General features: G+C 52.0%; 10 protein-coding genes. 1 reads left to right on the top strand and 9 read right to left on the bottom strand.

Going from position 1 to position 15,067, the window contains the following annotated elements:
* Positions 1–864 precede the first annotated feature (864 nt).
* The 5 genes from gltA to CLFS41_RS03605 all read right to left on the bottom strand — a co-directional run bounded on the left by gltA (position 865) and on the right by CLFS41_RS03605 (position 5,220).
* Positions 865–2,253, bottom strand: coding sequence for an NADPH-dependent glutamate synthase (gene gltA, locus CLFS41_RS03625; RefSeq protein ID WP_045091480.1), 1,389 nt, complete (start codon positions 2,251–2,253; stop codon positions 865–867).
* The gene (locus CLFS41_RS03620) at positions 2,253–3,143 is read right to left on the bottom strand and encodes a sulfide/dihydroorotate dehydrogenase-like FAD/NAD-binding protein (protein WP_007868924.1); all 891 of its coding nucleotides are present in this window, start codon (positions 3,141–3,143) and stop codon (positions 2,253–2,255) included. Before CLFS41_RS03620 ends, gltA begins: the two co-directional genes overlap by 1 nt.
* A 38-nt stretch (positions 3,144–3,181) precedes the next feature.
* A complete protein-coding gene (locus tag CLFS41_RS03615) occupies positions 3,182–4,096 on the bottom strand; it encodes an aldose 1-epimerase family protein (protein WP_045091479.1) in 915 nt (304 codons plus the stop codon).
* 138 nt (positions 4,097–4,234) lie between these two features.
* On the bottom strand, positions 4,235–4,726 hold the full coding sequence (locus CLFS41_RS03610) for a dihydrofolate reductase (protein WP_045091478.1): 492 nt from the start codon (positions 4,724–4,726) through the stop codon (positions 4,235–4,237).
* On the bottom strand, positions 4,723–5,220 hold the full coding sequence (locus tag CLFS41_RS03605; protein WP_007868932.1) for a dihydrofolate reductase: 498 nt from the start codon (positions 5,218–5,220) through the stop codon (positions 4,723–4,725). The genes CLFS41_RS03610 and CLFS41_RS03605 overlap by 4 nt, the downstream gene beginning before the upstream one ends.
* A 153-nt stretch (positions 5,221–5,373) precedes the next feature.
* On the opposite strand from CLFS41_RS03605, the gene thyA reads away from it, so the two are divergent.
* Entirely contained in the window at positions 5,374–6,204 is an 831-nt protein-coding gene (thyA, locus tag CLFS41_RS03600) for a thymidylate synthase (protein ID WP_045091477.1), read from the top strand.
* A 52-nt stretch (positions 6,205–6,256) separates the two neighbouring features.
* Here thyA and CLFS41_RS03595 read toward each other — a convergent pair whose 3' ends face one another.
* The 4 genes from CLFS41_RS03595 to addB are packed head-to-tail and all read right to left on the bottom strand — an operon-like array spanning position 6,257 to position 15,067.
* On the bottom strand, positions 6,257–6,781 hold the full coding sequence (locus CLFS41_RS03595; RefSeq protein WP_007868944.1) for a hypothetical protein: 525 nt from the start codon (positions 6,779–6,781) through the stop codon (positions 6,257–6,259).
* Positions 6,782–6,797: 16 nt separating this feature from the next.
* Positions 6,798–7,742, bottom strand: coding sequence for a ketopantoate reductase family protein (locus tag CLFS41_RS03590; protein WP_045091476.1), 945 nt, complete (start codon positions 7,740–7,742; stop codon positions 6,798–6,800).
* A 19-nt stretch (positions 7,743–7,761) separates the two neighbouring features.
* Positions 7,762–11,535 carry a helicase-exonuclease AddAB subunit AddA gene (gene addA / locus CLFS41_RS03585; protein ID WP_045091475.1) on the bottom strand — a complete coding sequence of 1,258 codons (3,774 nt, stop codon included), beginning with the start codon at positions 11,533–11,535 and terminating at the stop codon, positions 7,762–7,764.
* The gene (gene addB, locus CLFS41_RS03580) at positions 11,516–15,067 is read right to left on the bottom strand and encodes a helicase-exonuclease AddAB subunit AddB (protein WP_045091474.1); all 3,552 of its coding nucleotides are present in this window, start codon (positions 15,065–15,067) and stop codon (positions 11,516–11,518) included. Before addB ends, addA begins: the two co-directional genes overlap by 20 nt.

The raw sequence follows: 15,067 nt of genomic DNA, 5'->3' as shown, positions 1-15,067 counted from the left end.
AAATCAATTTCCACCACCGGCGTTCCCATCCGAACCTGCGGTTCGGATGGAGTTGCTTCTGACGGGCTGGCTTCTGACGGGCTGGCCTCAGATGGACTGGATTTTGACACATTTTCCCTCACCTTCCTCAATGCACCACCCCCTGTCCCATCTGAAATCAGACTTCCGGCATAAACAATTGAGTTGGTCAACATTGCCGTCATTAATACAATCATCCCTAATCCTTTTAATTGCATATTCGCTCTCCCCAATCTCCCTTACATTCTTACAAGAAATCATCTGCTTCCCAAACCATTACAGCCTTTAAAACCACCTCCATTTCAGTTATGCCATATATAAAATAAATGTAACTGACAGGACATCCGATGTGAAAACGGATGATACCGTACTCATTAACATACTAAAAATGATTGGATAAAATTTAACACATGGAGTTAGACACATAAACTTAGACACATAAACTTAGATGCATAAACTTAGATACATAAACTTAGATACACAGAGAAAGATTAACAAAGTAAACTATATGACATAAAATACACGGAATTAAATCTTCAACCCAATCATTATAACCTAATCAAAATTTAATACGTGAAAACCGGCCGATTCGGCCAATCAACCAGAACAAACCTGTTCTGAAGAAGCTGACACAGAGAACTCTGTGAGATTGAATATAGAATAGCACATATGTAATTGACAAGTCAAGACCTGTTAAAACTTTTCCTTTCCACAACATCCTCCATCCCCTTTCCCATAGCACAAAAAACCGGTACACAGGCGCCTTCGCAGCACCCGGATACCGGTTCTTTTTCCTTCCGTCAAAGGAAAATCCTTTGCCAGTCCACTTTTTGACTATCTCTTTGTTTATTTACTTCCGTGAAGGAACTCATCAATTCCCCTTGCGCCTGCACGGCCTGCCTCCATTGCGAGGATAACTGTGGCGGCACCTGTCACGGCGTCTCCGCCTGCATATACGCCTTCCTTGGTGGTCTTTCCATTGGACTCATCCGCTATAATGCATTTCCAGCGGTTGGTCTCAAGTCCCTCTGTGGTGGAGCTTATCAGCGGGTTGGGGGAGGTTCCAAGGGACATGATCACTGCGTCCACGTCAATGGTATAGTCGGAGCCGGCTATCTCCACCGGCCTGCGGCGGCCTGATGCATCGGGCTCACCCAGTTCCATCTTACGCACTACCATGCCTTTTACCCATCCGTTGTCATCTGTAAGGATCTCCACAGGATTGGTCAGAAGGTTAAAGATGATCCCTTCTTCCTTTGCATGGTGCACTTCCTCCACTCGGGCCGGAAGCTCCGCCTCGCTTCTCCTGTATACGATATGTACTTCTGCACCCAGACGCAGGGCTGTTCTGGCAGCATCCATGGCCACGTTTCCGCCTCCTACCACTGCTACCCTTTTTCCCAGATAGATCGGGGTATCGTAGTCATCCCTGAATGCTTTCATCAGGTTGCTTCTTGTAAGGTATTCATTGGCTGAGAATACGCCGCTGGCATTCTCTCCCGGGATTCCCATGAACTTGGGAAGCCCTGCGCCGGAACCGATGAATACGGCCTTAAAGCCTTCCTCATCCATCAGCTCATCAATGGTCACGGACTTTCCTATGATTACATTGGTCTCTATTTTTACGCCCAGTTTTCTTACATTATCGATCTCAGGCTGTACCACTCCTGATTTAGGCAGACGGAATTCAGGAATACCGTAGGTAAGCACGCCGCCCGGCTCATGGAGCGCCTCAAAAATGGTCACCTCATATCCCATCTTGGCCAGGTCTCCTGCACAGGTAAGCCCTGCCGGGCCGGAACCGATGACAGCCACCTTCATGCCGTTGGTCTTATCCGGCTTTGCCGGTACAAATCCATGCTCCCTGGACCAGTCAGCCACAAAACGCTCCAGCTTTCCGATGGAAATAGGCTCTCCCTTGATGCCGCGGATACATTTTCCTTCACACTGGCTCTCCTGGGGGCACACACGTCCGCACACAGCGGGAAGGGCGCTGGACTCTGCTATGGTATTGGCTGCATCCTCGAATTTTCCTTCCTTTACTTCTGAGATGAACTTGGGAATATTGATGGCAACCGGACATCCCTGGATGCACTTGGCATTCTTACAGTTGATGCAGCGCTGTGCCTCTTCCTGCGCCTCTTCCTGGTTGTATCCCAGACACACTTCCTTAAAATTAGTTGCTCTTTCCTGTGGGTCCTGCTCCCTTACCGGTATCTTCTTTAATACGTCCATTATTCCTCACCTCCGCAATTTCCGCATCCGCCGTGGTGTGTTGCGCCTTCCTTCAGTCTTAAGAGCGCCCTGCCTTCCTCTGTCTTATACATCAGCTGGCGTTTCATGGCCTGGTCAAAATCCACCAAATGGCCGTCAAACTCAGGACCGTCCACGCATGCGAACTTTACTTCTCCGCCCACGCTGACGCGGCAGGCGCCGCACATGCCGGTTCCATCCACCATGATGGGGTTCAGGCTGACAATGGTGGGAATGCCTAATTCCTTGGTAAGCTTGCATACGAATTTCATCATGATCATGGGACCGATGGCCACGCACACATCATATTTCTTTCCTTCATTTTCAACCAGGTCCTTGATGACCTCAGTAACCATGCCTTTGCGCTCATAGGAACCATCGTCTGTTGTTATGTACAGATTGCCTGCCACTGCCCTTAATTCATCTTCCAGTATAAGCAGGTCCTTTGTCTTGGAGCCTTCAATGACATCCACGTCAATGCCGTTTTCCTTCATCCACTTAACCTGTGGATAAACAGGAGCAGAACCAACGCCGCCGGCCACAAAGAGGTAGCGTCTTTTCTTTACTTCTTCCAGGTCTTCCTTTACGAACTCGGAAGGCTGGCCCAGAGGTCCCACGAAATCCTGGAAATAATCCCCGGCTTTTAAGCCTGCCATGCGCTCGGTGGAAGCGCCTACTGTCTGGAATACAATGGTGACAAGCCCTTTCTCCCTGTTGAAATCACAGATGGTAAGGGGAATCCTCTCTCCTGCCTCATCCATCTTAACGATCACAAATTCACCCGGCTGGCAGGCTCTGGCTACACGCGGTGCTTCCACGTCCATCAGATAGATCTTGTCTGCCAGGCATTCTGCCTTAACAATCTTATACATGGTTCTCCTCCTGATTTGTTATAAATAGTAATTTATAATTAGCCCACTTGAATGGTATAGCTCTTACTCCATGATTCCCATCCAGGCAGGGAAATGATACCTTTCCTGTCTTTTAACTCTCCCTTATACCCTTCTGACGCGCAGATCCCATACCATGGCTCCAGGCAGACAAAGGGGTGGGGATCCTCTATGGTCCAGACTGCCAAATAAGGAAAGTCATCGCACCCCATGGTCACATAGGGCCTGCCGTCCAATAACAGGCTCACACTGCTGACCTGTGCATCATCAAACATATAGGTGAGGGCTGTATCGAAAAACCCCTTTGTCAGTTCCACCCGGCCGTCCTGAAGCGAAAGGGTTCCCGCCAGTTCCTCCGACTCATATCCCCCACTGGTGGGGGCAAGATAGTGAAGTTCCTCCTGAAACTGTCCTTTCCTGCATCCTTCCCGGTTAAACTCAAAGGTGTAATCGTAGATGCTACGCCCCTCCGGCACCTGAAATGCAGGGTGTCCGCCCATCATAAACAGCATTTCCCCGGAATCCAGGTTTGTCACCTTCCACATCACAGTGATGGTGCGGCCTTCCAGCCTGTGCCCGATCTCCAGTTCAAAATGGAAGGGATATTTTTCAAATGTTTCCGGCGTATCCTTAAGCTTAAACCAGCACTCATCCAGATCACACAGGACCGGTTCAAATTCCATGTCCCTGGCAAATCCATGCTGGGTCGGCATCTGATATTCTTTTTCTTCATAAATATATCGGCCTTCATAGCACTTTCCCACAAAAGGAAAAAGCACAGGCGCATGGCGGTCCCAAACAGCAGGGTCAGCGCCCCAAAGTACATCTCTCCCGGCCTTCTTATCAAAAATCCTGGTGAGTTCCGCCCCGTGTCTGGCCACGGTGACCAAAAGTTCATCATTTTCCAGTGTAAATAGTGTTCCATCTGCTTTCATATGGATTCCCCCAATCTGCTTGTGAGAATTTACAGCTGCACAAGCTTTATATTATCATTTTCTGCATCATGTTACAACTGCTTTTTCTAAAATTCCTAAATATTTTTTAGATTTTAGTCGTAATATACAATTTTTTTGTTATTTTATCCGTTGGAACTTCTGAAAGGTGTAACAAAGGTCAAAATATGTCTGTTCATCCCCCTCATCCGTCATTCCCCAATCCCCATCATTTTCCAGATTTTTGAAAAATGTGTCCGCGTCATAGGTGTAGTCAATGCGGGTTACATGTACGGTGTCTGCGTAGGGCAGAAACTGTTCATAGATGCTCTGTCCGCCTATGATATAGATATCATTGGTGTCAAAAGCCTGAAGCCATTCCATGGCTTCCTCCAAGGAATGGCACACATGGGCACCTTTGATCTTATAATCCTCATCCCGGGTCAGCACCAGATTCTTTCTGTTTCCCAGGGGCTGTCCTCCGGGCAGGCTTTCCAAGGTCTTGCGCCCCATAACCACCACCTTGCCTGCGGTCTCCCTCATCAGCGTCTGCTGGTCCGCCGGAATGGTCACCAGGACCCGTCCGTCTTTTCCAATGGCCCAGTGCCTGTCAGCTGCTACGATCAGATTCATTCCTGCTGCCTCCTTGTATAGATCCTGAATTCATAGGCCAGGCCGTTATACTCCTGCATTTCACCCACACGCTCCCACTCCCAGTCCTTTTCCCGGTCCAGATCCACAAACTTTGTATCTGCCTGGAAAATACCGTGGATACAGGTGACATATGCCTTTTTACAGTATGGAAGAAATTCCCCGTAGATCATTCCTCCTCCTATGATGAATATATCCTCCTCCGGATACTGCTTTAATGTCTCAAGGGTTTCATTTACATCATGACATACAGTCACTCCCTCAGGGCAGTAATCCCGGTTCTGGGTCAGCACAATGTTGACCCGGTTCTTAAGAGGTTTTGCGTCAGGAAAGCTTTCCAGGGTTTTTCTTCCCATCACCACGATCTTTCCCCGGGTGGTTTCCCGAAAATATTTCATATCTCCCGGCAGATGGGTCAAAAGTCCTCCGTCCCTGCCGATTCCCCATGCTTCATCCACTGCCACGATCAAGTTCATGTAAGACCTCCTGTCTTTGGTTGCAGTATTTACTGTCATTGGTCCAAACAAAAGAATTATAGCATGAAACCTTGCAGAAAGAAAGATTTTCTCTTTCTAATCCGTATAACCTCTGCTATAATAGGTTCATATTTGACATAAGGAGTAATGTACATGAGTTATGCAGACCAGATATTTATACAGAATTGCAGGGATATTTTAGACCATGGTGTATGGGATACGGACTACCAGGTCCGCCCCGTGTGGGAGGACGGCGCTCCTGCCCATACCATCAAGCGTTTTGGAATTGTTAACCGTTACGATCTGTCAGGTGAATTTCCCGTGATCACCTTAAGGCGTACGGCTTTTAAATCAGCAGTGGACGAGCTGCTCTGGATATGGCAGAAGAAATCCAACAACATCCACGACCTGAACAGCCATATATGGGATTCCTGGGCTGATGAGAACGGTTCCATCGGCAAGGCATACGGATACCAGCTGGGAGTGAAGCATCGCTATAAGGAGGGGGACTTCGACCAGGTGGACCGCATCCTTTATGACTTAAAGCACAACCCTTTAAGCAGGCGGATCATGTCCAATATCTACAACCACCACGACCTGCACGAGATGAACCTCTACCCATGTGCCTACAGCATGACATTTAATGTGTCCGGCCACACGCTGAACGGAATACTGAACCAGCGTTCCCAGGACATGCTTACGGCCAACAGCTGGAATGTGTGCCAGTACGCCGTGCTGCTCCACATGTTTGCCCAGGTAAGCGGCCTTAAGGCCGGAGAGCTGGTCCATGTGATCGCGGATGCCCATATCTATGACCGGCATATTCCCATGGTGGAGGAACTGTTAAAAAGAGAGCCCTATCCCGGCCCCACTCTGGCAATGGATACTTCCATCACTGATTTTTACCAGTTTACCACCTCCAGCTTCCGTCTGGAGGATTACCAGTATCACACCTTTGAGTCCAAGATCCCTGTGGCGATCTAAGACCATGGAGGACGGACCGGTGCCTGATCACGCGTCAGGCACCGGTCCGTTTTTAGGATACATATTGACTGTACTCCCCCTCCGGGATGGGATGCTCCAATCCCAGCACCCTGGGCCACAATCCCGTATCGTCAATGATAAATCCCATGATCATACCCATATGGCTGTGCAGATGTCTGAACTGTGCCAGCAACAGCGTAAACCTGTCATACTCACAATCCGGCGGATGATCCAATAGCTGTGCATCTTTCAGATCCAGAATATAGTTCCTTATCTTTTTGTCGATATCCCCAACATATCCATCCATCTCTGCCCTTGAGATCCGCTTCTCTGATATCACATCCAGGTTGTTCAGATCCTTCTCATGTATCTCTGGTTCCTGGTACATCCGGTCGCGGGGGTTGATGAGCCATAGGTCCAGAGAATGGAGCATGTGATAGATATGCTTCCAGCACGGCATGGCACAGTATGTTTTGTCCCACAGTTCATCCGGCACACAGTCGATCACATTTTTCACTTCCCACAGCGCCCGCCATGTCTGGTCTTTTATGACCGCAGTCAATGGATTCTGGTCCATGTACATCTTTCCTCCCTTAAAAGAGCCCCTCATTCTTTTGCTCCAGCACCTTGATGGCATGATAAAACAGTTCATTATAAGGGGTGGGGACTCCCAGCTCCCGTCCCATGCGTATCATGGCGCCGCCAAACATTTCCACCTCTGTCCTGCGCCCTGCTTCAATGTCCTGAAGGGTGGACGGCTTATTCTTAGGAGGTACCACGGCAAGGCGCTCTGCCTGTTTTTCCATGTCCTCCTCCGTCAGCCTGACTCCCTTTTTGCCGGCCACGGCCACCACCTCCCGCATCAGGGCCTCCCGGATAAAGTTAGCGTCCGCGCTCACACTCCAGGCCCCAAAAGGGATTCCCAACACGGCTGCACTCTGGTTCTCGCTGACATTGCACATGTATTTATACCAGATGGCCCGTTCCATATCCTTTGGGACAATGGCGCAGATGCCCGCGGCTTCCAGCAGATCCTTCACTGACTGGACCCTTGGGGAAATGGTTTCATTTCTCCGCTCTCCAAATTCGATCCTGGCAACCTTAGGGTCAAAGACAGCCTGCCCATCCTTCATGACCACGCTCACCTTTGCAAGGGAATAAAGCAGGTTATCCCATCCGTAAACAGCGGCCACCATATCCTCGGCCTCCACCCCGTTTAGGGGGGCCATAATAAGGGTCTTTGGCCCAATCTGGTTCTTTATATCCTGGATTGCCTGGTTAAGGCCCGTAAATTTTGTGATGATAATGGCCAGATCCGGATAATCACCATTGCAGTCCTCCTCCGGGGACACCAGATGGAAACGGTAATTGACGCCGTTTACAGTTACGCCATCCCGCTCCAGCCTGTCCTTTCTGCTTCCCCCGGCAATAATCCTGAGTCTGTCCCCTAAGATTCCCTGTAGGTGGGATGCAAAAAAGCATCCGATGGCCCCCAGCCCAATAAGCGACACTGTTTTGATCGTTTTCCTTTGATTCATATCATAACCTTCTTTCTGTCTATACTTTGATACTGCGCTGAAGAGCCAGGGAGTAGATCATACGCTCCTTCACCCTTTTCCCGGTCAGCTGGGTCAAAGCCCGCTCATAGTAATCCAGCTGGACCCGGTAGCGCTCAGCCAGCATAGCCGCCCCCTGCTCCCTGTCATTTCCCGGAACCCGGTCCGTCTTATAATCGATCAGCACCAGTCCGTCCGGTTCATCCAGGTAGGCATCGATGATCCCCTGGATCAGCACCAGTTCATCTGAATCCCCCCGGTCCATTTCCCTGGCCGGGATACCGATGATAAACTGCTGCTCCTTGTGGATCCTTCCCTCTTCCTGTGCTTTTGCCATACGTTTTCCCAGCGGGCTTTTGAGAAAGGCCCATATATCCCGCCCGTTGATCAGTTCCCTGGACTCCTGATCCAGGTATCCCTTTTCCACCAGCGCCTCCAGGGCCTGCTCCGTCTCCTCCAGGCTTTGGATATGGATAAAGGAAATGTGTTCCAGGGCGGCGTGATAAGCGGTTCCCCTGAGTGCTCCCCTGCCGGATGAACCGGACATCTCCCTTTCCGGCTCTGCCAGCGCTTCCAGCACAGCGCCCTCCGTGTCCGTGCCGGATGTGCCGATTGCCTCCGGGGCCCGTCCGATCTGGCTCTGCTTTTTAAGTTCGGACACGGAAATCATGGCATACAGCCCGGTATCATCCATATGGGGATATCTGTAGTTCACTGCCTGTTCCAGTTTTTCCCCCGCCTCTTTGTCGTATATCCTGGCGCTATCCACGGCCAGCAGATCCTCCTTGGTCATCCGCCTCATAACCTGGCGGCCGACCTCCTCTCCGATCAGCTCCCTAACCTGGACACAGGTCACTTCCAAGTGGGACTTTGGCACGGCAGGGCAGGCCATAAGGACCCAGTCCAGATAGGAACCGGCTGTGGCCAGCACCGTATAGGGAATCTGTCCCCCCACTGCCATGGAGTCCTTCCATTTGGAGCATTTATTTTCAAGGGACTTGTCCGAAGCTGTCATGATCAGCTTTTCCTTTGCCCTGGTCATGGCCACGTACAGGACTCTCAGCTCCTCACCCATGGTCTCCAGTTCCATACGCCGTTTCAGGGCCTGTTTCTTGAGGGTAGGCGCCTTCACCCGAAGGTCCAGGTCCAGATGGTCAGCCGCCACTCCCAGATCCGCATCCAGCAGTATCCTGCCGTAAGCATCCTGTTTATTAAACCGCTTGCCCATGCCGGCCAGGAACACCACAGGAAACTCCAGTCCCTTACTCTTATGAATGCTCATAATGCGGACCGTACGGTCCTGTTCACCTGCCACACTGGCCTCGCCAAAGTCCGTATCATATTTTTTCAGCTTCTCAATATAGCGCACAAAATGGAACAGCCCCTTATAACTGGTGGCTTCATAGGCAGCTGCCTTTTCCACCAGCATATCCAGGTTTCCCCTTCTGGTCTCTCCCGCAGGCATGGCGGATACATAGTCGTAATATCCGCTTTTTCTGTACACACGGTACAGCAGCTCATGGATGGGTAGATGTCTGGCCTCACTGCGCAGCTCACCGAGAAGCTCCCGCAGATAAGCCAGCTTTTTCCTGATGGAGGCAGCGGCTGTTTCAGGTACAGTTCCGGGATGTTCCCATTCCTCATCCATCCACAAGGTCCAGGCGCCATAAACACCCCGGTCCTGCCCTTTTTTGCTGTTCTTTTTGTAGGCTGCCATCATCCACGCCATCTCTTCATCATCCATTCCCACAATGGACGAGCGCATTACGGCCGCCAGGGGTATATCCTGCATAGGATTGTCGATCACGGACAGCAGACTCAACACGGTCTCCACTTCCACCGTGTTAAAATATCCGGTCCTGGTCTGGGCGCTGGCAGGTATGCCCTCGTTCATCAGAACATTTACAAACACCTCGGACCAGCCGGTCATGCTGCGAAGAAGGATGACCATATCCCCCAGCCGTGCCCTGCGGTATGTCTCCTTTGTTTTATCCCAGACCAGGAGCCCCTTTTCCTCACTTACCAGCTCCCGGATGCGCTTTGCGATCATCCTGGCCTCCAGTTCCCTGGCAGTGTAGTCCAGGGCATCCTCGTCCAGCTGCTTTAAGGCTTCCGCTCCCGTATCCACCATCAGCAGCTCCGTGGGCGTGCCGGCTGACAGGGAAATGCCTTCCTTCCGCTTCAGGGTTTCATCCACATTCTCCCCGCCCACTTCCTGGAAAGATGCTCCGGGATAAAGAGCCGTATCCTTTGTGTAGGTGATCCCGCCCAGATTCTTGGTCATAATCTGGTAAAATATATCATTGACACTGGTGAGAACGGATTCCCTGCTTCGGAAATTCTGCTGAAGTTCGATCATCTGGTAAGGACCATCCTCCGCTGAATAGCTTCCATATTTTTCCATAAACAGTTCCGGCCTGGCAAGGCGGAACCTGTAAATGCTCTGCTTCACATCCCCCACCATAAACACATTGGGATGCCCGAACCGCTCCCTGGATATGCTGGTAATCAGGGCCTCCTGAACATAGTTGCTGTCCTGGTACTCGTCCACCAGGATCTCCTCAAACTGGCGGCTCAGCTCATCTGCTGCCGGGGACGGGCGGCGTTCCTTGTTTTCCTGCTCCTGCGCCTCCTCCGGCGCCTTCTCCAGCAGCACCTCCAGAGCCAAATGCTCCAGGTCATTAAAGTCCAGGACATTCCGCTCCCGTTTGGCTGCCCGGTACGCTTCATCGAACATTCCCGTAAGGTTTAAAAGCTCCGCGATGACTGTCTTGGTCCCCCGGATGCTCTCCACCACCTCCGCCGGGCTCTGGGCTCCGTACAGGTCCCTGCATTTTCCCACTGCCTTTTTCACCCGGTCCCTGCATGCAGTGACAAACGCTTTCTTTTCCCCGTCAATATCCTTGCTGCGTATGGATGCCAGGCGGTCAAAGTTCATGTTTTTAAGGCTCTGGTACAGGGCCTCAAAATTCCCCTGGGACGCAGCCTGTTCAATGGCCTCCAGCTTTCCCACATCACTGAGCAGCATGGGCTCGTATGCCTGTGGTCCGTTCTCTTCCCCGCACACTGAAAGGGCGGACCTAAGCTGTGCCGAAAGCTCCTCCATCTGCCGGGCCGTGTCCTGGAACAGGAACTGCATCCAGGGACTCTGCTCCATTTCCTCCAGGTTTCCCTCCTCCAGTTCAGCCCTGCAGTTGAGCAGCCATTCCCCCGGCCATGGATGGCTCTGGGAGAACTGCCATGCCTGGAGGATCACATCCTCGATTCCCCGGTCCGACTTACCCCGTCCAAAATGCTCCACGAATCCGGCAAATTCCTCCCTGCCTTCCTCATAGCATGCTTCCAGCATTTCCCCCAGAACATCGCTTTTTAACAGGGCCAGCTCCCCCTCATCTCCGATACGGAAAGCGGGATCTATATCCAGACTGTTAAAATGGTTCCGTATGATATTCAGGCAGAAGCTGTCAATGGTGGTGATCATTGCCTGGGGGATCAGGGCTGCCTGAAGCCACAAATGCTCGTCCTCAGGCCGCTCCTTCAGCTTCTGCTCCACGGCCGCTCCGATCCGCTCCCGCATCTCTGCCGCGGCTGCGTTGGTAAAGGTCATTACCAGCAACTGGTCAATATCCAGAGGGTGCTCCCCCTCACTGATCATCCGGATAATGCGCTCCACAAGGACCGCCGTCTTTCCGCTTCCTGCCGCTGCAGACACCAGCAGATTGCGGTTCCTGCTTTCAATCACTTTTTGCTGCTTTTCAGTCCATCTCACTGCCATCCTGTTCCTCTTTCCTGTCCGGCGATATCTCCGCCCAGATCTCCTCGGGCTTTAACCCCTTCAGTCTCCTGTATCCATATCCCGCCGTCTTGGTGTCAAAGCCGCACACCGCATGGTAAGGACAGTAATCGCAGGCAGTCCTGTCCGCCTGCTTACTGGGTTTAAGCTCCACATTCCCCTTAAGGATATCCTGCCCTGCTTCCTTCAGCTTTCGGTTCACAAACCGCCTTAAATCCTCAAACCGCCTGGTACTGGCCACGGATGACCGGCTCTCCTGCACATACCCGTCCTTGATGGCGACCGGTATCACATCTGATTCTTTCCGGATCTCCCTGTCCAAATGATTGATAATATCCAGCTGGCTGTTCACCAGACCGTTCATCCTCAGCTGACGCAGAATCTGCTTTTCAATCTCCTCCGCCGTCATTCCCTCCTGCTTGTCAGCCAGGGGATCGTTGATATGGTAATAGAAGATCCCGGCAGGGACCACTTCCTTTCCCGGATGATTCCTCTCCTCCATCTCCATGGCCGCGTCCATATAGACCACCAGCTGAAGCTGGAGTCCATAGTACAGCGCTGCCAGGTCAAAGGCAGTGGTGCCTGATTTGTAGTCAATAATCTTCACATACACATGCTCCTCATCCTCACACAGGTCCATCCGGTCGATGCGCCCCCGAAGCTGCAGTTCCTCATCCTCGGACAATCCGATGCGCATTGCTTTCAGGTTGTCAATGGAGGAAAAGGACACCTCAAAGCCAACCGGCTCAAAATCGCCTTTTTTTACCTGCTCTGCCAGGGCCCAGATGGTCCTGTCCGTGATCCGCTCGATCCTTCCGGCCAGATAGGCGTTGCGGGCTGAGTTCTGCATAATGGTGTTGCCGTATTCCTCCGTCACCTGGGACACGCATTCCTGCACCAGCCTCCTCCTGGCTTCCTCCGTCAGATTCCTCCAGTCCTGTCCGCTGTTCTTCATGACCTCAAAGCAGCGGTCAATGGACTGATGGAACAGGTTTCCCATGTCCACGGCCTCCAGCTCATACTCCTGGCGTTCCATCAGTTCCAGGCCGTATTTAAGGAAATGTGCATAGGCGCAGGAGGCAAACTGTTCCAGCCTGGTAACACTGCCCTGAAGGCTCTGGCCGTAAAGCGCCCTGGCCGCTGCCCTGCCTATCCCCCTCTCCTCATAGGAGTAAAAGGCAGCTTCCACCAGCTGTTTTACCTGTTCCCTGTGCTCTTTGGAGCAGTAAAAATATCTGTACAGTTCCAGAAAAGCGGCTTCCTCCCCGGTCCGTTCCTGCGGGTTTTCCCCCTGGCCCCCCTCCTTGTCTTCCCGCATCTTCCTCAGTCCCCTGATCAGATGTTCCCGGCCATCCTGCACGGTACGCACCGGCCACTCCACAGCGCTCTCATCCAGGGCCTCCAGTTTTGGAAACAGCTTTTCCACTTCACCGATCAGGCTGGAAGGCCTCTGGCTTTTGCCGTCTGCAGACATGCCTGCAAAGGTGAGAACAAGGCTCAGGGACGGCTTGGCCATCATAAGGTAGAGATAGAACTTCTGGATGCATCCATCCTCCCTGGACGTGGGCGCCAGTTCCATGTCCAATGCCTTAAACGCCTCCCTGTCCCTGTCTGAGAGAAGGCTTCCTCCGCTCTTTCTCTGCGGTACGATCCCCTCATTGACCCCCACAAAAAACAGTACCTTCACTGCCTCCAGGCGGCTTCTTGTAATGTCCCCCACCATCACCTGGTCTATGGTGGCCGGGATCACGCCTACTTTGATCTCCTCAAAGCCGGCATCCAATATCTGGGAATAATTTTTCCGATCCGCCTTCTCTGCGCCCAGAAGTCCTTCCAGTCGTCCAAACAGTTCCAGGACCATATCATATACCTGGCCGTATTCCCTGGCCAGATTCTCATCTCCGGGCATTCCCCTGTCCAGGAAAAACTCCTTGTAATCCTCCAGCTTTTCCTTAAGTTCCATGCGCTCCAGAAATTCCCTGAGGGCCGCTGTCACAGATGCAACCGTGGCGCCTTCCTCCTGGAAAGCCTCCCGCAGGGGACGCAGGGGTTCAAGGATCCACCGGCGGTATGCGTTCAGCTCCTTTAGATTCAGCTTTTCACTGCCCCTGTACTGCTTTTCCCACTGGGATTCCCAGCGTTTCCATCCCCGGATGCCCAGGGCTCTTACATAATTTTCCAGCCGATCTGTCATCTGTTCTACCTGGTCACGGGAACCATCAAACTCCTGGTCATTGTCAGACTTCTGAACGTCATCTAATTCCCGGTCATCCCATCCCTTCCTGGAATAGATCAGCCCTGTTTTCAGATACCGGAACACACTTTCATAGGAAAAGTCCCTGACCGTTTCCAGGGCTGCCCGGATCAGTTCTACCAGCGGATTCTCCATGATGCTCTTTTTATCATCCAGAAAATAGGGGATACCGGCATTATCAAACTGGTGAGCCAGCTCCCTTCCATAGGAGGACAAATCACCGGTGATCACAGCCGCGTCCCGGTAACGCATGCCTTTTTCCTGGACCATCTCCTGGATGCGGCTGCACACATAGGCTGCTTCCCCTGCAGGCCCCTGCCCCCTGTACAGCACAATGCGCTCCACCGGATCATTCCAGGAATTTCCATTGTACCGGTACAGGTTCTGTTCCAGGAAATCCAGCTCCGGGCTGTCCTTAAACCGCACCCCGGGCCGTTTGCCGCAGACCACGTCCTGCTTTTTTTCTATATCATGACGCAGCGCCATGTCTGCCAGGCGGCACACGGTATGTTTTCCCATGTAAAACAGATGCTGAATGCTCCCCTCCTTATAGGCGTTGGCCCTGGGGTCAATGGTCACGGAACACAGCACATCCCTGGCATAAAGGAGGAAAAGCTCCACAAGCCTGTACTGCACCGGTGTAAAGCCCGTGTATCCGTCCAGCAGTATGACACTGTCTTGCAGCGTCTTCCAGCGGGGAAGTTCCCTGCACAGGATATCCAGTATCTCCTCGGCCGTGATATAATGCTCTTCAATATACTCCTTAAACCCGCTGTAGATCACCTCCAGGTCCTCCAGCTTCTGCTCCAGAAGGGGACTGTTAGCCTCCTTCATCACCTGTCTGAGCATGGGAGGAGTGATCCCATACTGGTAAAGCTCGGATATCTGGGATTTCAGCTGATTGATAAATCCGGCCTGTTCCAGATGGTGGCCGTACATGCCAAGCTCTTTTCTCTTTATGCCTGCCACCTTGCGGATGACCATGGATTTGCCCATATCATCCAGGACCACGGGAAGATGGATCCCCAGGTCCTCGAATACCCTGTAGGCCAGACGCTTAAAGCTTAAGATGTCGATATTCATAACCCCGTGCCTGGGGTGAAGCCGTATGATCTCCTTCTGGGTCTGCATGGTAAACTGCTCCGGCACCACCACCAGGTACTGTATATCCGGGTGGGCCATGGATTCCCTTATGGCTGTCTCATACAGATATCTTGTTTTGCCGGATCCGGCCCCTCCTAATATGAACTGTAATGCCAC

The sequence above is a fragment of the Clostridium sp. FS41 genome, from assembly GCF_000954015.1.
Classification (GTDB): Bacteria; Bacillota; Clostridia; order Lachnospirales; family Lachnospiraceae; genus Enterocloster; species Enterocloster citroniae.
Note: the sequence above shows the minus strand (reverse complement) of the source record. Positions and strands in the feature narration are given on the sequence as shown.